General features: G+C 62.6%; 17 protein-coding genes. 9 read left to right on the top strand and 8 right to left on the bottom strand.

Translation table 11 applies throughout. The features are described from left to right. Window positions 1-57 precede the first annotated feature (57 nt). Entirely contained in the window at window positions 58-312 is a 255-nt protein-coding gene (locus SM764_RS20505) for a BolA family protein (RefSeq protein ID WP_369002632.1), read from the top strand. 36 nt (window positions 313-348) lie between these two features. On the opposite strand, the gene SM764_RS20500 is transcribed toward SM764_RS20505, so the two are convergent. The 3 genes from SM764_RS20500 to gatB all read right to left on the bottom strand — a co-directional run bounded on the left by SM764_RS20500 (window position 349) and on the right by gatB (window position 4,199). Further along, window positions 349-861, bottom strand: a complete 513-nt coding sequence (locus SM764_RS20500) for a DUF4177 domain-containing protein (RefSeq protein WP_369002631.1) — start codon at window positions 859-861, stop codon at window positions 349-351. A 136-nt stretch (window positions 862-997) separates the two neighbouring features. After that, entirely contained in the window at window positions 998-2,236 is a 1,239-nt protein-coding gene (pepT, locus tag SM764_RS20495) for a peptidase T (protein WP_369002630.1), read from the bottom strand. Between the two features lie 454 nt (window positions 2,237-2,690). Further along, on the bottom strand, window positions 2,691-4,199 hold the full coding sequence (gene gatB / locus SM764_RS20490) for an Asp-tRNA(Asn)/Glu-tRNA(Gln) amidotransferase subunit GatB (protein ID WP_369002629.1): 1,509 nt from the start codon (window positions 4,197-4,199) through the stop codon (window positions 2,691-2,693). A gap of 365 nt (window positions 4,200-4,564) precedes the next feature. Here gatB and SM764_RS20485 point away from each other — a divergent pair, with 365 nt between their 5' ends. Continuing rightward, window positions 4,565-6,319, top strand: a complete 1,755-nt coding sequence (locus tag SM764_RS20485; protein ID WP_369002628.1) for a calcium-binding protein — start codon at window positions 4,565-4,567, stop codon at window positions 6,317-6,319. A gap of 127 nt (window positions 6,320-6,446) precedes the next feature. Further along, window positions 6,447-8,813, top strand: a complete 2,367-nt coding sequence (locus tag SM764_RS20480; protein WP_369002627.1) for a Tex family protein — start codon at window positions 6,447-6,449, stop codon at window positions 8,811-8,813. Window positions 8,814-8,903: 90 nt separating this feature from the next. Here SM764_RS20480 and SM764_RS20475 read toward each other — a convergent pair whose 3' ends face one another. The 3 genes from SM764_RS20475 to pepN all read right to left on the bottom strand — a co-directional run bounded on the left by SM764_RS20475 (window position 8,904) and on the right by pepN (window position 13,390). Then, entirely contained in the window at window positions 8,904-10,202 is a 1,299-nt protein-coding gene (locus SM764_RS20475) for a hypothetical protein (RefSeq protein ID WP_369002626.1), read from the bottom strand. 160 nt (window positions 10,203-10,362) lie between these two features. Further along, window positions 10,363-10,833, bottom strand: a complete 471-nt coding sequence (locus SM764_RS20470; protein ID WP_369002625.1) for a hypothetical protein — start codon at window positions 10,831-10,833, stop codon at window positions 10,363-10,365. Next, the gene (gene pepN / locus SM764_RS20465; protein WP_369002624.1) at window positions 10,826-13,390 is read right to left on the bottom strand and encodes an aminopeptidase N; all 2,565 of its coding nucleotides are present in this window, start codon (window positions 13,388-13,390) and stop codon (window positions 10,826-10,828) included. The genes SM764_RS20470 and pepN overlap by 8 nt, the downstream gene beginning before the upstream one ends. A 184-nt stretch (window positions 13,391-13,574) precedes the next feature. On the opposite strand from pepN, the gene SM764_RS20460 reads away from it, so the two are divergent. From SM764_RS20460 to SM764_RS20440, 5 genes are all read left to right on the top strand, one after another. Then, window positions 13,575-15,083: an FAD-binding domain-containing protein gene (locus SM764_RS20460; protein ID WP_369002623.1), complete on the top strand. Its 1,509-nt coding sequence runs from the start codon at window positions 13,575-13,577 to the stop codon at window positions 15,081-15,083. After that, on the top strand, window positions 15,083-15,247 hold the full coding sequence (locus SM764_RS20455) for a DUF2256 domain-containing protein (RefSeq protein WP_369002622.1): 165 nt from the start codon (window positions 15,083-15,085) through the stop codon (window positions 15,245-15,247). Before SM764_RS20460 ends, SM764_RS20455 begins: the two co-directional genes overlap by 1 nt. Window positions 15,248-15,364: 117 nt before the next feature. After that, a complete protein-coding gene (locus tag SM764_RS20450) occupies window positions 15,365-17,488 on the top strand; it encodes a malate synthase G (protein WP_490363090.1) in 2,124 nt (707 codons plus the stop codon). Window positions 17,489-17,564: 76 nt separating this feature from the next. Next, complete coding sequence (locus SM764_RS20445; RefSeq protein ID WP_368947514.1) at window positions 17,565-17,990, top strand: GlcG/HbpS family heme-binding protein; 426 nt, start codon at window positions 17,565-17,567, stop codon at window positions 17,988-17,990. Window positions 17,991-18,208: 218 nt separating this feature from the next. Next, entirely contained in the window at window positions 18,209-18,988 is a 780-nt protein-coding gene (locus SM764_RS20440; RefSeq protein WP_274836713.1) for a gamma-glutamyl-gamma-aminobutyrate hydrolase family protein, read from the top strand. A gap of 569 nt (window positions 18,989-19,557) precedes the next feature. Here the strand turns inward: SM764_RS20440 and SM764_RS20435 are convergent. Both SM764_RS20435 and SM764_RS20430 read right to left on the bottom strand, forming a co-directional pair. Continuing rightward, entirely contained in the window at window positions 19,558-21,798 is a 2,241-nt protein-coding gene (locus SM764_RS20435) for a xanthine dehydrogenase family protein molybdopterin-binding subunit (RefSeq protein ID WP_369002620.1), read from the bottom strand. Window positions 21,799-21,801: 3 nt separating this feature from the next. Then, a complete protein-coding gene (locus SM764_RS20430) occupies window positions 21,802-22,266 on the bottom strand; it encodes a (2Fe-2S)-binding protein (protein WP_369002619.1) in 465 nt (154 codons plus the stop codon). Between the two features lie 97 nt (window positions 22,267-22,363). Between SM764_RS20430 and SM764_RS20425 the strand changes: the two genes are divergently transcribed. Next, complete coding sequence (locus SM764_RS20425) at window positions 22,364-22,954, top strand: TetR/AcrR family transcriptional regulator (protein ID WP_369002618.1); 591 nt, start codon at window positions 22,364-22,366, stop codon at window positions 22,952-22,954. The last annotated feature ends 181 nt before the right edge of the window (window positions 22,955-23,135 follow it).

Here is a 23,135-nt window from a genome sequence, read left to right as displayed (position 1 = left end):
TCTAAGGGGCAGAAGATAGAAGGGGGGAGGGGAAATTTTTATGAGAGTGAGCGGAAAATGAGCGTGAAGAGCGAAATGGAAATGCGCCTGCAAGAGGCGTTCCACCCCAGCCATCTGGAGGTCGTCGACGACAGCGACAGCCATATCGGACATGCCGGTCATGACGGTGCGGGTGAGAGTCACTTTAATGTGAAAATCCGCGCTGCGGCCTTCGCCGGGATGAACCGGGTTCAGCAGCACCGCGCGGTCCACAAGGCATTGGGCGATATCGTGCCGCGTATTCACGCGCTGGCGCTGGATATCGGCAGTTAAGCACGGCTTATTGCGCCCCAGGCGGGCGCGGTATCCTCAGCGGGTTCCGGAGTCGTCTTCGGGATCGCCTGTCGGTTTTTCAGGCAGATCGCGCGTCGCTGACAGGCTGGCCCGGGTTTTGAGCGCGGTCGTCACGCCCGAAACCGGGCTGAGTTCTTCGACGCCATCGTCGCCCTGCATCTGCGCCGCGCCGGGACCGGGAACAGGCGTTGCGCCCGCTGGGGCTTCGGGATCGCCAGCGGTAGCCGTCAGCGGCGAGGCGGCAGGGGCTGGCTCGGCCGGGTCTGCTTCGGAGGGCTGCTGCGCGGGGGCGGCAGCCAGTGCGCGGCGGAAAATCAGCACGTTGCGCCAGTTGGTTGTCGATCCGGTCAGCCCGGAACGTTCGTCCGAGGGCAGCAATTCTGCGCGCTGGTACTCCCAGCCCTCGGCGGCCATCTGGTTGAGCGTGATCTCGACCGAGTTGGCAAAGCGATCCTCGGGGGTTTTCACGCCCTTGGCCTTGGTGCCCTTATGCGGGGCGGGAACCACTTTGTATTCATAAGGCTGCATGCCGGACTCCTGACGACTAGCCCGAAGGTTTAGCGGATGCAGGCGAGGGGTCAAGCTGCGCCGCCGGAACGCGGCGCAGGCCGTGACATTCTCTCTACATCTGTGGCGGCGACAGGGCGCCGCGCGGTGGGGCCGGTTACTTCTTCGCAGCCAGCTGCGACAGAGTCAGGCAGACGTTCGTCGCCGCGGCCATGTCCTGCACCGAAACCCATTCCAGCGGTCCGTGCACGCATTGCATGCCGCAGAAGATATTCGGCGTCGGCACGCCAAGCTCGGTCAGGCGCGATCCATCGGTGCCGCCGCGGATCGGGATCGAGATCGGCTCGATCCCATTGGCCTTGCAGGCCTCCAGCGCCAGATCCACCGGGGTCTTGTCATCCTCCAGCCAGTAACGCATGTTGCGATACTGCGGGTAGATCTCGCAGGTGATCTCCGCCCGCGGTTCGCTTGCCTGCACGGCGTCGCAGACCTTGCGCAAGAGTTCCCCCTTGGCGGCCAGCCCGTCCCGCTCGAAATCGCGCAGGATCAGCTTGATCTCCATCTCGGAGGAACCACCGTTCATGTCGGTCACATGCAGGAAACCCTCGCGCTCATCGGTCGTTTCCGGCGTCATCGTGGCCTGTGGCAGGGTCTGGATGATCTTGGACGCCAGATGCGCTGCGTTGACCATCTTCTCCTTGGCCCAGCCGGGGTGGATCGACACTCCCTTGATCGTTACCACGGCGCGGTCGGCCGAGAAGCTTTCATAGATGATCTCACCCACATCGCTGCCATCCAGCGTATAGGCGAAATCGACGCCAAGATCCTTGGGCAGTTGCGGATCGACGCCGCGGCCGATCTCTTCGTCCGGGGTAAAGGCAATGCGGATGGGGCCATGGGGGATGTCTGGATTGTCGATCAGGTGCTGCGCCAGCGTCATTACCACGGCAACGCCTGCCTTGTCATCGGCGCCGAGCAGGGTGGTGCCCGAGGCGGTGATCAGGTCATGCCCTTCCTTGCCCGCCAGATAGGGGTGGTCCCTGGGCGAGAGCACCAGATCGGGATTGTCGGGATATGTGATGTCGCCGCCATTATAGCCCTTGATCACGCGTGGCTTGACCCCTGTGGCGTTGAACTGCGGCGCGGTGTCCACATGGGCGAGGAACCCCACTGTCGGCCCCTCTGCCGTGCCGGGCACGGTGGCGAGTACCGTGCCGTATTCGGTCAGCTCCACATCCTGCGCGCCGATCTCTTTCAACTCCTCGACCATCAGGTTCAGCATATCGAATTGGATCGCGGTGCTGGGGGAGGAGGGCGAGGTCTCATCGCTTTGACTGTCGATGGCGGCATAGCGCACCAAGCGCTCCTGAAGGGCCTGATCGAATTGGGTTTTCATGGGGTGCTCCGTAGAGAGGTGTTCGTTGGGCGGCAGGCTGGGCCAGAGCGCAGCAAGGGTCAAGGGCAGGCTTGCAACCTAAAGGGAGTGCGGGCGGCGAGTTGGGAGCAGCGGGAGATCTGGGGCGCGCCAATATGAAAGCCTGCAGTCTGCCATTGCAGGGAAATTGCAGGACCGCATCCGAGACCTGAAGAACAGCGAAGCTAAGCCACTTGCTTGGCCAAAGGGGAAGCCGTTGGAAAAAAGGCCTGTTGATGTCCGGATATCAAACAAGAAGGGCAGCGCCCAACCGGGGTGGGGGCAAAGCCCCCTCGTTTTGCCGGAGGCAAACCTTTGGTTTGACGGGGGCGGGCGGGGGCTGCCCGGCCTGTCGTCCGGGCGTTTGGCGCGGTTTGTTGGCTGCAACAAAAAAGGCGCCCCGGGTGGAGCGCCTTTCGTAATCGGTGTGTTTGGCTTAGCCCAGTTTCTTGGCGACCAGCTCGTTCACCGCCTTGGGGTTGGCCTTGCCGCCGGTGGCCTTCATCACCTGACCAACGAACCAGCCCGCCAGTTTCGGGTTCACTTTGGCCTTTTCCACCTGCGCGGGGTTGGCGGCGATGATCTCGTCCAGTGCGGTCTCAATCGCACCGGTGTCGGTCACCTGCTTCATGCCGCGCTCTTCGACGATCTTCGCGGGGTCGCCACCTTCGGTGTAGACGATCTCGAACAGGTCCTTGGCGATCTTACCCGAGATGGCGTCCGAGGAAATCAGATCGATGATCCCGCCCAGCTGCGCCGGGGAGACCGGGCTGTCGGTGATGTCGTGGTCTTCTTTCTTCAGGCGGCCGAACAGCTCGTTGATCACCCAGTTGGCGGCCAGCTTGCCGTTACGGCCCTTGGCGACCTCGTCGAAATAGGCGGCCGATTCCACGTCTGCGGTCAGAACCGAGGCGTCATAATCGGTGAGGCCGAAGTCCGCGATGAAGCGGGCCTTTTTCTCATCCGGCAGCTCGGGCAGGTTGGCGGCAATGTCATCCACCCAGTCCTGTTCGATCTCCAGCGGCAGCAGGTCGGGATCGGGGAAATAGCGATAATCGTGCGCTTCTTCCTTGGAGCGCATCGAGCGGGTCTCACCCTTGTCCGGATCGTAAAGACGGGTTTCTTGCTCGACCTCTCCGCCAGCTTCGACGATGGCGATCTGGCGGCGGGCTTCCACCTCGATTGCTTGCTGGATGAAGCGCATGGAGTTCATGTTCTTGATCTCGCAGCGGGTGCCGAGATGCGAGAAATCCTGGGTTTCCTGGTATTTCTCATAGGCGCCCGGCAGGCAGATCGACACGTTGACGTCGGCGCGCAGGTTGCCGTTCTGCATGTTGCCGTCACAGGTGCCCAGGTAACGCATGATCTGGCGCAGCTTGGCGATATAGGCCGCGGCTTCCTCGGGGCCACGGATGTCGGGGCGGGAGACGATCTCCATCAGGCAAACGCCGGTGCGGTTGAGGTCGACAAAGGACATGTTGGGGTCCATGTCGTGGATCGATTTGCCCGCGTCCTGCTCCATGTGGATACGCTCGATGCGCACCATGCGCGCGGTGCCATCGCCCAGTTCCACCAGTACTTCGCCTTCGCCGACGATGGGGTGGTACAGCTGCGAGATCTGATAGCCCTGTGGCAGGTCGGGGTAGAAGTAGTTCTTGCGGTCAAAGGCTGACCAGAGGTTGATATCCGCCTTGAGGCCCAGCCCGGTGCGCACCGCCTGTTCGACGCAATATTCGTTGATCACTGGCAGCATGCCGGGCATCGCCGCATCCACGAAGGAGACGTTGGAGTTCGGCTCGGCGCCGAATTGGGTCGAGGCGCCAGAGAAGAGTTTCGCATTGGAGCTGACCTGGGCATGCACCTCCATGCCGATGACCAGTTCCCAGTCATGCTTGGCGCCCGAGATCACCTTGGGCTTGGGGAGTTCATATGTCAGGTCGAGCATGGGTGCCGGCTCCTAATATCTGGTTTGCCCAGCGTTCTAGGGCTGCCGGGCGCGAGGAGCAAGAGGCAATGGCGGCAGCGCCCCTGTGGCCTGCAGTTTAGTTCAAAGTGTCTCTTTTAAATGTCCGGCCCGGATGGACGCGGATCGTGCCCATCGCTTCGGGCCGTGGCTTTCCCGCCGGGATAACAAAATCAGGGCCATTCGACGCCGAGAAGGAGCCTCTGCCCAGATGACCACCTCGCCCTAAGCGAAAAATTGGAAACATCAAAGACTCGATAGGGTTGTGTTGATGGGTGAAAATGCACCCTGTGCGGGTTTTTGCTGACGCATGGCAAATACCATATTCAACAGAGGACACCGGCGATATGGCGAATATTAAAACTGGAACAGACGCAGACGATATCCTTTTCGGAACCGCTTACGATGATGTGATCGATGGCGGTCTTGGCAACGACACCCTCTACGCGGGAAGTGGCTCTGACAGGCTGACTGGCGGTGCTGGTGCTAACCATTTTGCCTTCCGCTCCGGGGATGGGATGGACACCATCACCGATTTTGTCGATGGACAGGATACGCTGGAAATTCGGGGCGCGGCCTGGTCCGATGTCACGATTTCCTCGGTCGAGGGCGGTACCCTTGTGACCTATGGCGAAGGTGACAGTTTCTTCCTGCAAAACGTCGATGCCGCCAATATCGACCAGTCGGACTTTACACTGGTGGATCCCGATAGCGCTGACGTGATCGAATACAACACGCTTTACGGACCTCTGAACAGCGTCGTGATCGGCGGTACCGGGATCGACACACTGAGGTTTACCGGCCCCTACAATGCCTCCATCGGTGCGGATGCGAAGCTGATCGACATCGAGCAGATCCAGCTGGGCGATGCGGAGACACCGGGCCATTTGCGGGTTGAGGCTGGCGGCTCCTACAATTTCAGCGCGATTACTTTCCTCGACAGCACCGGCGATATCTTTGTCGATGGCACGTTGGCGACCAAGGTCACCGGCAGTGCCCAGAACGACAGTATCATCAGCAGCTACGGTGACGACACGTTGGATGGCGGCCTTGGCGATGACTACATCTGGGGTGATGCTGGGGATGATCGCATCTTTGGACGCGATGGCGATGATCACCTGGTTGGCAGCTCTGGCGACGACCTTCTCTCCGGCAGCAATGGCAGTGACACTCTGGATGGTGGCGAGGGCCGCGATTCCCTGCACGGGGGCAGCGGCGATGATCTCATCCTGCACGAGACGGCGGACGGGCGCCTGGATGGCGTCGTGAGTGGTGGCTCCGGGATCGACACGCTGAAATTCACCGGCAGGGACAACAACCGCATCGGCGCGGAAGCGGAGATTCGTGGTATCGAGCAGGTCCAGCTGGGGGTTGCCGGGCAAGACGAAGGCCTGCGCCTGGAGGCCGGCGGAAACTATGATTTCAGCGGGATGACCTTCCTCTACAGCAACCGCTTCATCACCATCGAAGGGATCGAGGCGAGCAGCCTCATCGGCAGTGCCCAGGACGATATCATCTCCAGCAACTATGGTGCTGACACGCTGGATGGCGGTCTTGGCAATGACTACATCTGGGCCGATGGCGGCAACGATGTTGTCTATGGCCAGTCGGGGAATGACGACCTGCTGGGCAATGAAGGCGAGGATGCGCTATTTGGTGGCGCGGGCCATGACAGCCTGGATGGCGGGGTCGGGCACGACACACTGGATGGCGGGGCAGGAGACGACAACCTGTTCGGCGAAGATGGCAATGACGTTCTCACCGGTGGCGATGGTTTTGACTACCTGATTGGCGGTGATGGCGACGATGTGATCAGCGGCGGTGCCGACTTTGACTATTTGGCTGGCGGTACCGGAAATGACATCCTGAGCGGCGGCGTCGGGTTCGATGTCTTCGCCTTTGAGCAAGGCGGCAACGCTGACGTCATCACCGATTTCGAAGTGGGTGTCGACTTGCTGGAAATGCAGGTTGTGACCCAGGGGGACATCACCATCACCTCGGTGGTCGATGGCACGCTGGTTGGCTATGGCGCGGGCGATACGGTGCTGCTTGAAAATGTCAGTGCCTCTGAGCTCAGCTGGGATGACTTCATCTACTTCTGAGCGCCCTGACGGCTGAAAAATGGCGGATGCGCGCAGGTGCATTCGTCACCCCCTTGGCGGCTCCTGTCGCCAAGGCTAAGAAGGGTCTCCACGCGCCATCACCGCGCCAAGGAAGAGGACCCCGCCCGTGGATACATCGCCCGAGATCAGCGCCCGCATCGCCCAGACCATCGCAACCGAAATCGGCGCTGCCGCCAAACAGGTCAGCGCCGCCGTGCAGTTGTTGGATGAGGGTGCGACGGTGCCGTTTGTCGCCCGCTACCGCAAAGAGGTGACTGGTGGGCTGGACGATACCCAGCTGCGGACCCTGGACGAGCGCCTGTGCTACCTGCGCGAACTCGAAGCGCGCCGGGGAACCATCCTCGAATCGATCCGCAGTCAGGACAAGCTGACCGACGATCTGGCTGCCAAGATTGCCAAGGCCGAGACCAAGGCGCAGCTTGAAGATATCTATCTGCCCTACAAGCCCAAGCGTCGTACCAAGGCGATGATCGCGCGGGAAAACGGGCTGGAACCATTGGCCGAGGCGATCCTTGCCGACCGCAACCTTGAGCCCGAGGCGTTGGCCGAAGGCTATATCACCGAGGCGGTGGCGACGGTGAAGGATGCCCTGAACGGTGCGCGCGATATCCTGACCGAGCGCTTGACGGAAAACGCCGACCTTCTGGGGCGTCTGCGGGAGTTCCTGCAGCGCGACGCCCTGCTGACCGCACGGGTGGTCGAAGGCAAGGAGCAGGAAGGCGCCAAATTCTCTGATTACTTCGATCATCGCGAACGCTGGGCCGATGTACCCTCGCACCGGGCGCTGGCGATGCTGCGCGGCTCGAACGAAGGGGTTCTGACGCTGGATATCGGCCCCGACCCGGAAGAGGGCGTGGCAAAGGCCGAGGCCATGGTGGCCGCAGTTCTGGGGGCTGGCGGCGATGGGCCCGGCGACAAATGGCTGCGCAAGGTCGCAGGCTGGACCTGGAGGGTGAAACTGTCGCTGTCGATGATGCTGGAACTGATGGGCGATCTGCGCGCCAGGGCGCAGGAGGATGCGATCCAGGTCTTTGCCCGCAACCTCAAGGATCTCCTCTTCGCAGCGCCAGCCGGTGCGCGGCCGACCCTCGGGCTGGACCCGGGCATTCGCACCGGCGTCAAGGCGGCAGTGGTTGATGCGACCGGGAAATTGGTGGCCACAGAAACGCTGTATCCGTTTCAGCCCAAGAACGATTTGCGCGGGGCGCAGGTATCGATCCTGAAGCTGATCGCGGAGCACGGCGTCGAGCTGATCGCCATCGGCAATGGTACCGCCTCTCGCGAGACCGAGCGGATGGTGGCCGAGGTGCTGAAGAACCTGCCTGCCAAGATCAAGGCGCCGACCAAGGTGGTGGTTTCCGAGGCGGGCGCCTCGGTCTATTCCGCCTCCGAACTGGCGGCGCGGGAATTTCCCGATCTCGATGTTTCCTTGCGCGGCGCGGTTTCCATTGCCCGCCGTCTGCAGGACCCGTTGGCCGAATTGGTGAAGATCGAGCCCAAGAGCATCGGCGTTGGCCAGTACCAGCACGATGTCGATCAGCACAAACTGTCGAAATCTCTGGAGGCGGTGATCGAGGATGTGGTGAACGCCGTCGGCGTTGACCTCAACATGGCTTCGGCGCCGCTTCTGGCGCATGTCTCGGGGCTTGGCCCCGGGCTGGCCGAGGCGATCGTGGCGCATCGGGATGCCGCCGGGGCGTTCCAGTCCCGAAAGGAGCTGCTGAAGGTTGCGCGGCTTGGCCCCAAGGCTTTTGAACAATGCGCGGGCTTCCTGCGTATCCGGGACGGCAAGGAGCCGCTGGATGCATCCTCTGTGCACCCCGAGGCTTACGGCGTTGCGCGCAAGATTGTGACGGCCTGCGGGCGGGATATCCGTCAGATCATGGGGGACAATACCGCCCTGCGCGGCATCCGCGCCGAAGACTTCGTCGATGAGAGCTTTGGCCTGCCTACGGTGCGCGACATCCTGAGCGAGTTGGAAAAACCCGGCCGCGATCCGCGCCCCAGTTTTGTCACCGCGTCCTTTACCGACGGGGTTGAGGAGATCACCGATCTGAAACCCGGCATGGTGCTGGAAGGTACGGTGACCAATGTCGCGGCCTTTGGCGCCTTCGTGGACATTGGCGTGCATCAGGACGGCCTGGTGCATGTCAGCCAGCTGGCCGACCGGTTCGTGAAGGACCCGCACGAGGTGGTGAAAGCCGGGCAGGTGGTGAAGGTCACGGTGACCGAGGTGGACGTGCCGCGTAAACGCATCGCCCTGACGATGAAAAAGGACGGCGGCGCGTCGGCCCGGGAAAACCGCAAGGAACGCGGCGCCGGTCCGGGGCCGGGGTCGGGCAACCGTCGCGGTGGCAAACCGCCTGCGCGGGGGAAGATGACGGCTGGCCCCAAGGGGAAACCGGCGCAGGATAAAGGTGGCGCTACCGGCGCGCTGGGCGCAGCACTGATGGATGCCTTCAAGAAAACCTGAACGCCGGATGAAGCCGCAACGCAAAAGGCCGGGCATGTCCCGGCCTTTTCTGTGTCTGTTGACCGTGCTGCGTTGCCCGAGGGCGCACGCCTAGCCGGTGGTCACATGCAGCCCGTCCGGTGTGATGGCGATCTTCTGGCCATGGGCGATCTCATCCCGGAAAATCTGCGCGATAAAGCTCATGGCCTGTGCCTGCCCGCGGGCCGAGAAGCGGCGCAGCGAGGTAACTCGGGCGCTGTTGTCAAACCCGTTCGCCGCATGGGCCCAGATCAGCGGATGCACTTCGCGCAGGTGGTCGCGGATCAGCCAGCTGGCGGCGCTTGCGATTTCCTGCCGGGGCGTCTGCGGCGTCGTGCCATCCATCTGCGCGCCGCCCAGTGCCACCGCGCAATAGGCGCTGAGAAGGTTCGCCATATCCTGCGAGGGATGGGCGGCCAGGATGTCCTTCAGCCCGTCGATGAAAAACTGCGGATCGACCAGGGCCCCGGCTGCCGAGTCGGTAGCAAGGGCGTCGAAATAGACCCAAGTGTAGCCACCGGAGCCCCAGATATCCTGCGTGCGCGAAGCGGTGCGGCGGGCCTCCAGCTCCAGCGCCGGATAGGAACCGGAGCAGCGTGGCAGCATCTGAAGCCCAAGGGCGCGCATGGGGCGGTGGTTCTGCGGTGCCAGATCGATCAGCCGGGCATAGGCATCGGCCACATGCAGCGTTTCGGCGCGGCGGGCGGCAAAGAGCGCGCAGTCCGCCGCTGCAAGGAAGGCGCTGCCGGGCAGACCGGGCGCGATGCCCGATAGCAGCGTGGCAGCGCGTTCAAAATGGGCGGCGCAGCGCCGCAGGTGTACCTTGGAGACGGTTTCCTCAAGCCCCGGACCTCGCCAAACCCAGCCGATATCGATATGGGCCAGCGCGATCAGCGCGGTCAGATAGGGGTCTTTGCGGTGATCCTTGCGGATGGCCTCTAGTGCCATCACCCCGTCGATAAGCTGCCGTTGATCGCGGGGCTGCCCATCGTTCAGGGCATGCTCCACCGCGTTGACCACATCGGCGCGTGCGCCATAGGCCAGAAGCTCGGCCTCGGGCATGCCGCCGGGAGTGGTGAATCGTGCCTGATCGGCCTCTGCGATCCGGTCCGAGAGCTCCTGCCAGCGCTCTTGCCGGGCAAGGAACTGCCCCTCCTTCTGCAAGGCACAGCAGGCGGTATCCTCGTCGCTCTCGGTACAGATCGAGATCGACAGGCTATCCTCCGGACGCGCATAGTGGGCCGCTGGCTCAGCGCGCACTGAGGCCGGTGCCGCAACGGCGGTCGTGGCGTCGCGTCGTTTCAGCCGGTCAGGCAGGGAAACGGGGAGGCGGGACAGGATATCCGAAAGTTGAAAGAGGGATCTTGGCATTCTCGTTTCCGGCGAATTGGTACTGCTTCGTCCCTCGCAAACTGATGGCGCATTGCGGCGCAAAAATGGCAGCTCTGGGGAACTGAAGGAGCCGATCCGGAAAAACGGGAGAGGTCCTTTCGAAAAGGTATAATGAACAGGGTAAACCTGTAAAATAATACTAAAAAAGTGAGAAATGATGCCGCTCATGGGCGATGCCGCGCTGATCCAGCGCGTGGGTCAGCTCGGCCACAGGCGGCACGACGGGCTGCGGCAGTCGCAGCTTGTTGCCCGTTGTCAGGATCAGAGTTGCGCGGATCGAAAGATCCAGCCGGGTATCAAGCCGCAGGCGCGCGATGCGTGACAGCGGCAGGTCCGTCCGCTCGCCGCCGGTGAACCAGACGATCTGCTCCGCCGTCACATCAAGGCCGGAGCCCGGGTTCTTTACCAGATCGAACAGGCCGGGAATGACCGGCAGGAACAACAGGGCAATCAGCCATGGCGATGCCTGCGCATAGAAATACAGCCCGGCCAGCGCCGCAAGCCAGGCCGCGAGCGCCAGAACCAGTGCGGGAGACCGCCCCTGCCGACGGAAGTGATAGTCTTCCACAGGGGCGGTTTCTGGCGTGGGAGGAGTGTTCCCCTTAGGCATCCAGGATCCGGGTCACCATTTCGGTGGTGTCACGGCTCAGCCCCTCGGTGCCCGCGAGCCGCTCCAGCTCCGTCCGGATCAGCGCCTGACGGTCTGCGTCGTAGCGTTTCCAGGTCTGGAAGACGGCGCACATGCGGGCGGTGGTCTGCGGGTTCAGCTTATCAAGGGCGATCAGGTTCTCGGCCAGCAACCGATAGCCCGCGCCCGAGGCATGGTGGAACCCGGCGTGATGGCCTGCCAGTGCGCCCATCACCGCGCGGAACCGGTTGGGGTTCTTCAGGGTGAACAATTCATGCTGGGTGAGATCGCGCGCAACGGACGCAGCGGTTTCCGGCGTGGCAGAGGCGATCTGCAGGGCAAACCATTTGTCCATCACCAGCCGGTCGCCTTTCCATTGGTCAAAGAAGGCCTGCGATTGCGCATCACCTTTTTCAGCCTTCAGCAGGCAGGCGAGGGCTGCGTATTGCTGGGTCATGTTGTCGGCGTCTTCATACTGGCGCGCCGCTTGCTGACCGCCGTCAAGCCGGGTCAGAAGCGACAGGATGCGCCCGTTGAGATCACGCTTGCCGCTGCTTATCGCATCCGGGGAATAGGCGCCCGAAACGGTGGTATCCGCATAAAGCCTGGGCAGGCTGTCGGCGAGCTGCTGTGCCAGGGTCTGTGCAAAGGTTTCCGCCGCATCAAAGATCTTTTGCGGATCCGGCACATGGCCGCGCTCAAACAGGGTCTGGGCGATGTCGGACTGGCTGGGCGGCGACAGTACCAGCGCGCGAAATGCCGGATCCTGGCTGTCGTCGCGCAGCAGTTTTTGTAGCGCATCCAGGTAATCGGCATCCGGCGCGGCGCCTTCGAGCACCATGGAAACCCGCGCTTCGCGGGCAAGCGCATTGCCGGCCTCCCAGCGGTTGAAGGGATCGGTGTCATGGGCCAGCAAAAAGGCGCGCTCGGCGTTGGATGTGTCACGTTCCAGGATCACCGGCGCCGAGAATTCGCGCAGGATCGAAGGAACCGGCTTTGCGGCCAGCCCATCGAAGGTAAAGCTTTGCTTTGCTTCGGTCATTTCCAACACCCGTGTGGGGCAGACCTCATCGCCGTTCGGACCGAGCAGGCCGACCGCGATGGGGATCACGCGGGGATCCTTGTCCGGCTGGCCGGGGGTGGGCGGCGTGCTTTGCTCAAAGGTCAGCGTGTAGGTGCCATCGGCATAGTCTTCCGACACTTTCAGATGCGGCGTGCCTGCCTGGCTGTACCAGCGTTTGAATTGCGACAGATCGCGTCCGGTGGCGTCCTCAAAAACTTTCAGCCAGTCTTCGATGGTGCAGGCCTGCCCGTCGTGGCGGTCAAAATACAGTGTTACCGCCTTGGCGTAATCTTCATCGCCGACCAGACGTTTCAGCATGCCGATCACCTCGGCGCCTTTTTCATAGATGGTGGCGGTGTAGAAGTTGTTGATTTCCTGGAACTGTTCGGGGCGCACCGGGTGGGCGAGCGGACCGCCGTCCTCGGGGAACTGGCGGGCGCGCAGGTCGATCACGTCCGAAATCCGCTTGACCGGAGCGGAGCGCATATCGGCGGTGAACTGGGCGTCGCGGAAGACGGTCAGACCTTCTTTCAGGCAGAGCTGGAACCAGTCGCGGCAGGTGATGCGGTTGCCGGTCCAGTTGTGGAAATACTCATGCGCGATGATCGCCTCGATGCGCTCGAAATTGGCATCGGTCGAGGTCTCGGGCGAGGCCAGAACGCAGGAGGAGTTGAAGATATTGAGGCCCTTGTTCTCCATCGCGCCCATGTTGAAGTCATCCACGGCCACGATGTTGAAGATATCTAGGTCATATTCGCGGCCATAGACATCCTCGTCCCATTTCATGGACTTCTTCAGCGCCTCCATGCCAAAGGCGCATTTGCCCTCATCCCCCGGGCGTACCCAGATGTTGAGTTCGACCTCCTTGCCGGACATGGTGGTGAAACTGTCGGGATGGTTGACCAGATCGCCCGCCACCAGAGCAAAGAGATAGGCAGGTTTGGGCCAGGGGTCGTGCCATTCGGCCCAGCCCGCACCGCTGGCGGTCGGGTTGCCGTTGGAAAGTTTTACCGGCTCATCCCCTTCAATGCGGACCCTGAAGGTGGACATCACATCCGGGCGGTCGGGGTAATAGGTGATCTTGCGAAATCCCTCTGCCTCGCACTGGGTGCAATACATGCCGTTCGACATATAAAGCCCTTCGAGCGCGGTGTTCCCCTGTGGGTCGATCTCGACCTCGGCCTCCCAGACAAAGGGCTGGTCTGGCACATCGCAGGTCAGACCGCCCTCGGTAAGTGTGGGGGTCACGGGGGCGCCATCCACCGCTGCGCTGATCAGGCTCAGCTGTTCGCCGTGCAGGAAGAATTCGGGGTTTGCCGCGCCGGGCTTTGGGGCAAAGTGGATCCGGCTCAGAACCCGTGTCGCCCCGGGCGCCAGCCGGAAGGTCAGCTCGACGCTCTGCACCTCGAACCCGAAGGGCGTGTAGTCCTTCAGATAGAATGTCTCGGGCGCGGTTTCGGGTGCGGCATCTTTCATGGCGGGCTCCTGTGGATCTGTGGCGCGGCGCGTTTCCTGCTTGGATTGTTTTGAACCGGCAGGCAGGGGCGCGCGTATCTTGAGCATAGTGGTATGCAATGCAGCCCGGAGCAGCAAGCGCAGAGCGCGCAAATCGCGCCCGGCCCTTGGCGCGGGGCAACAGACAAGGAGGCGCCGCCCGGCAATGACGACAATCCTGTGGTTCAAGCGCGACCTGCGCATCGAGGATCATCCGGCGCTGGCACATGCGGTCGCCTTGGGCGGGCCGGTCCTGTGCCTATATGTTGTCGAACCGGAATTGTGGCGGCTGCCGGATGCTTCTGCCCGACAGTATGATTTCCTGCGGCAAAGCCTGCCCGACCTGCGTGAGGCGCTGCGCCGCCGGGGCGCGGATCTGGTTCTTCGTTTTGGAGATGCGGTCGAGGTGCTGGAAGGGCTGGCGCGGCAATACGCTGTCGACCATCTTGTCAGCCATGAGGAAACCGGAAACGGTTGGACCTATTCGCGTGATAAGTGTGTCGCGGGGTGGGCGCGGGCGCGTGGCATCCGCTGGATCGAGTTGCCGCAATGCGGAGTGGTGCGCGGTCTGACGGCGCGGGACGGCTGGCAGCGGGCGCGGAACGGTTTCATGGGGCAGGCGCCGGTCAGTGCGCCCGATCACGTCGACGGGATACGCTGCGACAGCGATCCGATGCCTGCGGCCGCAGACCTTGGTCTGATGCCTGACGGGATTGTCGATGCGCAGCCGGGCGGACGCCGGGCGGGGTTGCGCTGCCTTGACAGTTTTTTGGACCATCGCGGCCAGCACTATCGCCGCGCCATGTCATCGCCTCTGGAGGGGGCGACGGCCTGTTCCCGCCTGTCGCCGCATTTCGCCTTTGGCACGCTCTCCGTGCGAGAGGTGGTGCAGGCCACGAAAGCCCGGCAAGAGGTGGGGCGCAAGGCCGGTTGGTCCGGGTCGTTGAAATCCTTTCAGGCGCGTCTGGCCTGGCGCGATCACTTCATGCAGAAGCTGGAGGACCAGCCTGATATCGAACACCGCTGCCTGCATCCGGCGTTTGAAGGGCTCAGGCCCATGGAGCCGGATGCTGCTCGACTGGCGGCCTGGCAGAGGGGCGAAACGGGGCTGCCCTTTTTTGATGCCTGCATGCGCAGCCTGACCGCCACCGGATGGCTCAATTTCCGTATGCGGGCGATGGTGATGTCGGTAGCCTCGTATCATCTGTGGCTCGATTGGCGGGCAACCGGCCGACATCTGGCGCGCATGTTCACCGATTACGAGCCGGGCATCCACTGGAGCCAGGTGCAAATGCAGTCAGGCACTACGGGTATGAACACCCTGCGGATCTACAACCCGGTGAAACAGGGGCTGGATCAGGACCCCACAGGCGCCTTTACCCGGACATGGTTGCCGGAACTGGCCGAGGTGCCGGACCGGTTCCTGCAGGAGCCGTGGAAGTGGCAGGGTGCTGGGCGGCTGCTGGGGCAGGCATATCCGGCCCCTATCGTCGATGTGCAGACGGCGGCGCGGGCGGCGCGCGATGCGGTCTGGGCTGTGCGGCAGCAGGACGGATTTCGCCCCGTCGCCCGCCGTATCGTGAAGAAACACGCCAGTCGCAAATCCCCGCCGACCCGGGGCAGGCAGGTCAAAAAGCCTGCGAAGGGCGCTGACCAGCTGAGTTTTGATTTTTAATGGCACGTATGAGGAAGAAAACAGAGCTGCCGACGAAGACCTGCCCGGTTTGCGCGGGCCCCTTTGCCTGGCGGCGCAAATGGGCGCGGGACTGGGATCAGGTCATCTATTGCTCGGCCCGTTGTCGCGGCATGGCAAAGGGCGCATCTGCAAAGAAGATTTGAAACAGCTGCGCCTAAATTGGTAAAAAAGGTTTACCACCCTTGTTGCCGATAGGAAACTTTTCCTGTATCGGGGAAACTGACCAACGTTTACCTGCGAGGAGAGAGCCGATGGCAGACATGAAAGACATTCACGGGATGCAGGTCGCATCCGAGCTGGCTGACTTTATCGAAGCCAAGGCTTTGCCGGGCACCGGTGTCAGCGCCGATGCTTTCTGGGCGGGGCTGTCCGGCCTTGTGAATGGCATGGGCGATGAAAACCGCGCCCTGCTGGCCAAACGCGAAGACATCCAGGGCCGCATCGATGCCTGGCACGTTGAACGCCGGGGCCAACCGCATGACGCTGCGGCCTATACCGCCTTCCTGCGCGAGCTGGGCTATCTTGTGCCCGAAGGCGACGATTTCGAGATCGAAACCGAGAACGTCGACCCCGAGATCGCCCATACCCCGGGGCCGCAGTTGGTGGTGCCGATCACCAATGCGCGCTTTGCGCTCAATGCGGCGAACGCCCGCTGGGGGTCGCTTTATGATGCGCTTTACGGCACCGATGCCATGGGCGATCTGCCCGCAGGTGGCGGCTATGACGCGGCGCGCGGCGACCGGGTGATTGCCTGGGGAAGGGCGTTCCTGGATGAAACCTTCCCGCTGGCCGCTGGCTCCTGGTCCGATATCGACGCCCTGTCGGTCGCGGATGGTGCGCTGGTTCCGGCGCTGAAGGATGCGGCGCAATTCGCGGGCCACGTCGGCGAGGCTTCGGCCCCATCGCGGATTTTCCTGAAAAACAACGGGTTGCACGCGATTATCGAGATCGACGCCACCGGCAATATCGGCAAGGGCGACAGCGCAGGTATCAACGACATCACCCTGGAATCGGCGCTTTCCACCATTATGGACTGTGAAGATTCCGTCGCCTGCGTCGATGCAGCGGACAAGGTTCAGGCCTATTCCAACTGGCTGGGCCTGATGAAGCGCGATCTGGCCGAAGAGGTCAGCAAGGGAGGTAAATCCTTCACCCGCGTACTCAACGATGACATCTCCTACACCACGCCCGCGGGCGAGGCGGCTGTGCTGAAAGGCCGTTCGCTGCTGCTGATCCGCAACGTGGGCCACCTGATGACCAACCCGGCGGTTCTGGACAGCGCAGGCCGCGAAGCGGGCGAGGGCTTCCTGGACGCCATGATCACCGTGCTGATCGCCATGCATGACCTGAAGTCCGAAGGCGGCAACTCGCTGCACGGCTCGGTCTACGTGGTCAAGCCGAAGATGCACGGCCCCGAAGAGGTCGCCTTTGCGGTGAAGATCTTCGACCATGTCGAGGACGCGCTGGGCCTGCCGCGCAACACCGTCAAGATCGGCATCATGGACGAGGAACGCCGTACCTCTGTGAACCTCAAGGAATGCATCCGCGCCGCCAAATCCCGCGTCGCCTTTATCAATACAGGCTTCCTTGACCGGACCGGTGACGAGATCCACACCTCGATGGAAGCAGGCGCCATGCTGCGCAAGGGTGAGATGAAATCGACCCCTTGGATCGCGTCCTATGAGGATCGCAACGTCGATATCGGTCTGGCCTGCGGTCTGAAGGGCCGCGCGCAGATCGGCAAAGGCATGTGGGCTATGCCCGACCGCATGGGTGAAATGCTGGAGGCCAAGATTGGCCATCCGCAATCAGGCGCCACCTGCGCCTGGGTCCCGTCTCCCACTGCAGCGACCCTGCACGCCACGCATTATCACAAGGTTGATGTACTGGCGCGTCAGGACGAACTGAAAGCGGGCGGTGCCCGTGGCAGCCTCGCGGACCTGCTGACCATCCCGGTGATGGAAGGGCAGAACCTGTCGGATAATGAGATCGCCAAGGAAATCGAGAACAACGCTCAGGGCATCCTTGGCTATGTGGTGCGCTGGGTCGATCAGGGCGTCGGCTGCTCCAAGGTGCCGGACATCAACAACGTTGGCCTGATGGAAGACCGCGCGACCTGCCGGATTTCCTCGCAGGCGCTGGCCAACTGGCTGCACCACGGCATCGTGGACGAGGCGCAGGTGATGGCGGCGATGCAGAAGATGGCTGCCGTGGTCGATGGGCAGAACGCCGGTGATCCGGCTTATCGTCCGATGGCGCCTGGATTTGACGGCATCGCCTTCCAGGCGGCCTGCGATCTGGTCTTCAAGGGCCGCATCCAGCCCTCTGGCTATACCGAGCCGGTGCTGCACGCCCGTCGGCTTGAGCTGAAGGCGGCTGGCTGACCCACACGGATTGATCGGACCGGGGCCTGTCCCCGGTCCTTTTCTTTGAAACTCACTCATCAGAAGGAAACCGCAGATGACGATTTCACTCAGACGCGCACGTACCATCATCCGCAAGGCGCTGGAAAAGGGCCGCGAGCTGAACCTCAAACCGCTGTCGGTGGTGGTGCTGGATGCGGGCGGGCACGTCCAAGCCTTTGAACGCGAAGACGGTGCCGCACCGGGCCGTTTTGCAATCGCTCACGGCAAGGCCTATGGCGCCGTCATGCTGGGCATGTCCGGTTCGGCGCAGATGGCCCGGGCTGAACAGCAGGCCTATTTCATGGCGGCTGTGAACGGTGTTTACGGCGGTCAGGTCGTGCCCGTTCCCGGCGGGGTTCTGTTGCGCGACAAGAAAGGCACCGTGCTGGGCGCCGTGGGCGTCACCGGCGATACCTCGGACAACGATGCTGCAGCGGCGCTGGCCGGGATCGAGGCCGTGGGGCTGGTCGGCGAGGCCTGATCTGCCGCCTTTGTGCAATGGCGAACAATGAACCGGCCTGTACCCGTTCCGGGGTGCGGGCCGTTTCGTTTTGACGCGGCGTTACCGCAGGATTGCGTTAAAAATCACCGCTTTGTCCCCTGTGCGCACCTGAACAAGCGCCTGCGCCACCCTGTCGAGTTGAATGCCCGGCGCTGCGCCGCTAGGGTCACACAAAGGCAACAACTCGCGAGTGGATCATGGCGCGGCCCAAAGTTGGCATTATCGGCAATTCCTATCTGATGAACGATCAGTACCCCACCCACGCCGGTGGTACTATGAACTCCGAAGCGGTGGCCGACGTGTCCGGCTGCATGCCGCTGCTGATCCCCTCGGATCCGCGTTTCCTGTCGGTGGAAGAACTGCTTGAGACCTTTGACGGTTTCCTGCTGACGGGTGGACGTCCGAACGTGCATCCCAACGAATACGGCGAGGAAGAGACCGAAGCCCACGGCGCCTTTGACCGCGCCCGCGATGCCATCGTCCTACCGCTGGTGCGCGCCTGCGTCGAGCGGGGCCAACCCTTCCTTGGCATCTGCCGCGGCTTTCAGGAGGTGAACGTCGCCATGGGTGGTACGCTATACCCCGAGATCCGCGATCTGCCGGGCCGGATGAACCACCGCATGCCCCCCGATGGCACCCTGGAAGAGAAATTCGCCCTGCGCCATTCGGTAAAGCTGACCAGCGGCGGCGTGTTCCACCGCCTGTTCGGCGCTGAAGAGGTAATGACCAACACGCTGCACGGGCAAGGCATCAAACAGCCGGGCACCCGCATCGTGATCGACGGCTACGCCCCCGATGGCACGCCCGAGGCGATCTATGTCGAGGATGCGCCCGGATTTACCCTCGCGGTGCAATGGCACCCGGAATGGGACGCGGCGAACGACCCCGTGTCGCGCCCTCTGTTCCAGGCCTTTGGCGAAGCGGCAAGCGACTGGGCGGATGGCGCGCGTCCTAAACCGTTGCAGAAGTCGGCCTGATCGGGAGCTCGTCTCAGTCGAACGTGGGGGAGAGGGTGAACGAAATATCCCCTCCCAATCGCGTTGGTCCGCTTTGAGCCCAAAGAAGAATTGCTTTCCGGGGTATCTCGACTCCGCCATCGATTGAACTTGTCAACTCATGGTAGATAATGACGCAATGAGAACGGCGGCGCCCCAAATCAATGCTACTGTCCCGAATACCATTGCCAACACACGATAAGCGACCATCGACACAAAGTGAAACCTTGGCGATTTGTTCGACAGATACCTATATATAGGGTTGATTTTCAAAGACTTTTTATCACATTGAATCCAAGCAGTCTTTATTGACGTCAAGCATAATATTGACCCCACGAAAAACAAAATGGATCCAAAAGCTAATGTGAAGAACTGGTCCAAGCCGCTCAGATCCTGTTGGTGAAAATTTGCGCAAAACGTACGGAGATCACGTAGTCAGTGCAACCATGCTGGTCGGTTAGGTGCAGATTGTCGACCATCAAGGCTAGCACGCGAAAAAGCCCGCCGGGTCAGCGGAGGGCTCTTCTTATTCATATTCTTGCCACGCCGGATCAAACCAACAGATCGAACTCATGCATCAGCGGCAGGCTGCGGGCGCGTTTGCCGGTGAGGTCGAACAGCGCATTGGCCAGTGCCGGGGCTGCCGGGGGCGTGCCCGGCTCGCCTGCGCCGCCCATGTGGGTCTGGTTTTGCAGCACGGAGACCTCGACCGCTGGCATGGTGTGCATGCGCACGGCGTCGAAATCGGGGAAGTTCTGCTGCTCCACCGCGCCATCCGCAAAGGTGATCTCGCCAAAACAGGCGGCTGACAGACCGTAGGCGAGGCCGCTGAACAGCTGCGCCTCTACGTTGCGCGGGTCGATGGCGCGGCCGATGTCAGCGGCGATCCAGGCCTTGTTGATACGGATCTGGCCGTCTTCATCGATCACCTCGATCACCTCTGCCACGGGGGTGCCGAAACTATAGGCCAGCGCCACACCGCGTCCGATGCCTTCCGGCGTCTCTCCTGTCCAGCCGGACATCTCGCCCACCTTTTCCAGGACTTTGGCCGCTGGTTCCCATTCTGCGCGGGCCAACTCCAGACGGAACTCCAGCGGATCGCGGCCTGCGGCATGGGCCATCTCATCCAGAATGGTGTCCGAGAAGAAGCCGTTGAAGGACGCTGCGACAGAGCGCCAGAACCCGACCGGGATCATCGGCTTCACCAGATAGCCTTCGACGCGGAAATTCGGGATCGCCAGCGGTTGGTTGAAGGCGGCATCGACGTGGCCCTTGTCCGGTCCACCCATCGGCAGACCAAGCATGCGGCCTGCGCCCTCCACCGTGGTGGACTGGGCGGCGATCTTGCCGTGCACCATCACCGCCTTGCCATCCTTCACCGCCGCGCGATAGCGCGCCACGGCGCCGGGGCGGTAGAAGTCGTGGGTCATGTCTTCTTCGCGGCTCCAGGTCAGTTGCACCGGGGTGCCGCGCATCTGCATCGCAACCTGGACCACGCGGTTGGTGTAATCCACCTCGATTCGACGTCCGAAGCCACCACCCAGATAGGTGGTGTGGACCTGCACGGCTTCCTTCGGGAGGCCAGCAAGGTCGGCTGCGGATTTCTGCACCACTGTCGGACCCTGATTGGGAGCCCAGATTTGCAAGGCGTCACCGGTATAAAGCGCGGTGGCATTCATCGGCTCCATGGTCGCATGGGCCAGATAGGGCAGGCGGTATTCGGTCTCGATGATCTGCGCCCCCTCGGGGAGGCTGTCGACATCGCCATCGTCGCGCAGGACGGAGTTTGAGCTGTCCTCGAATGCGCGGTCGATTTCGGCAAAGATCGCATCGGTGGTTTCAGGGTAGGGGGCGGGCTCCCATGTCACGTCGATCGCATTCACCGCCTGTTGCGCCAGCCAGGTGTTGGTTGCCACCACGGCAACTGCATCGCCCAGATCCAGAACCTTTTCCACGCCGGGCATGGTTTCTGCGGCGCTGGCATCAAAGGCGGTCTTGCCCACCCCAAAATGCGGGCTCTGCCGGATGGCGGCGAACTTCATGCCTTCAAGGCGCACGTCGACGCCAAAGCCCGCGGTGCCGGTCACCTTGGGAACCATATCAAGGCGCGGCACGTCCTTGCCGACGTACTTCCACTGCGCCGCCGGGCGCAGCGCGGCCTCTTGCGGGTCGATCCCGGCGGCTTCCACCGCCAGATCGGTATAGGGGATTCGGCTGCCGTCCGGGGCGATCACATGGCCGTCTTCGGTATCCAAAAGCGCGCGCGAGGTTCCAAGGCGCTGGGCCGCGGCCTCTTTCAGGGTTTCACGCGCGGTGGCCCCGGCCATCCGCATGCGATCGAACCCGTCTTTCATGGATGAGGAGCCGCCGGTGACCTGCAGGTCGAGGAATTTCGACATATGGCCGACGACCTGCCCCAGCGAGTGCTGGAAGTTGCTGGCGTCATAGCCGCGCCCGGGCAGGGCCTCGGCCATCATGGCGCTGTTGTAATAAGCCTTGGCGGCGGGGCCGTGGATGACCTGCACCGCTTCGGGGCGCACATCCAGTTCCTCGGCGATCAGCGCTACCCATGAGGTGCGCACCCCCTGGCCCATTTCGGCGCGGGGGGCGATCAGGGTCACGCCGGACTGATCCACCATCACAAACGGGTTGAGGGCGGCCTGACCTTCTTTCGGCGACAGGGGATTGGGCGCGGGCTGATGATACTTGTAGGTGCCAAAGGCCACACCACCAAGGATGGCGGCAGAGCCGATCAGGAAACTGCGGCGGGCGATTTTCTTGAAGCTGGCCATGGATCACGCCTCCTGCATCATTTTGGCCGCGGTATGGATGGCAGCGCGGATGCGGGGGTAGGTGCCGCAGCGGCACAGGTTCCCCTGCATGGCGCCGTCAATATCGCTGTCGCTAGGCGCTGGGTTCTCGGCCAGCAGGCTTGCGGCCTGCATGATCTGCCCGGACTGGCAATAGCCACATTGTGCCACCTGATGATCGACCCAGGCTTGCTGGATTGCAGCCATGGCTTCGGGTGTGCCGACGCCTTCGATGGTGGTGACCTCACCCCAGACATCGCCAAGCGCCACCTGGCAGGAGCGCGTCGCCACCCCGTCGATATGCACGGTGCAGGCACCGCAGGCCGCAATGCCGCAGCCGAACTTGGTGCCCGTAAGGCCGATTTCATCACGCAGGACCCAGAGCAGGGGTACATCCTGCGGCAGGTCCACCTCGTGGTCGCTTCCGTTGATCCTGAGCGTGGTTGGCATTGGGCTGACCTCTGTTTGTGGATGTTGTGACAAAATGCGTCAATTGTGTCAGTGTGTCAATTGACAAAATCAGGCAATAGTGTCAGTAGCCTTGGGTATGAACCGTCTTACCGCTGATCCCATGTTGTCCGACCCAAAGGCCCAGACCATACTCGAGTCTGCCTGGCAGGCTTTTTCGGCCTATGGGTTCCGCAAAACGTCAATGGATGACATAGCGCGCGGGGCAGGGATGTCCCGTCCGGCGGTCTATCTGCATTTCCGCAACAAGGAAGCGATCTTCACCGCTCTGGTCGAAGCCTATTACCGGCAGGCGCGCGAAGACATCCGCGCGGCGCTGGAGGGTGAGGGCAGCCTGGCCGACCGCGTGGCGCGTGCTTTTGCGGCCCATGGCGGCGCGACGATGGAGGCGATGATGTCTTCGGCGCATGGGCTGGAACTGTTCGAGGCAGGTGTGAGCGTCGCGCCAGAGGCCATCGAGGCGGGCGAGGCGGCGCTGGCTGGGGCCTATGCCGAATGGCTGCAGAAAAGAGATCTGCCCGAAGCCGTCGGGACGGCCGCAGAGGTGGCGCAGGTGTTCTGCGCCGCGCTCAAAGGGATCAAGCATACGGCGCCCGATTACCCAACTTATCGTATGCGTGTTTCGCAGCTTGCCGCGCTGATGGCACGGGCGCTCGAAGGCCCCAAATAACAGATGAGCGATCGCAGGGTGTGCTGCAGAAGGAGCAGGAAGATCCCGCGGCTGACGCAGACCCTGCCTCTGGCAGAGCCCGCTTACAGTCTTGGGGCCCGGGGGCGCCCCCCGGGCGGGGGCGCCGCGCCCCCCGGGGGGGGGGGGGGGGGGGCGGCCCCGGCCGCGGGGGGGGGGGGCC

This window comes from Pseudophaeobacter sp. 1A16562, from assembly GCF_041008785.1.
In the GTDB taxonomy this organism is placed as follows: Bacteria; Pseudomonadota; Alphaproteobacteria; order Rhodobacterales; family Rhodobacteraceae; genus Phycobacter; species Phycobacter gallaeciensis_A.
Note: the sequence above shows the minus strand (reverse complement) of the source record. Positions and strands in the feature narration are given on the sequence as shown.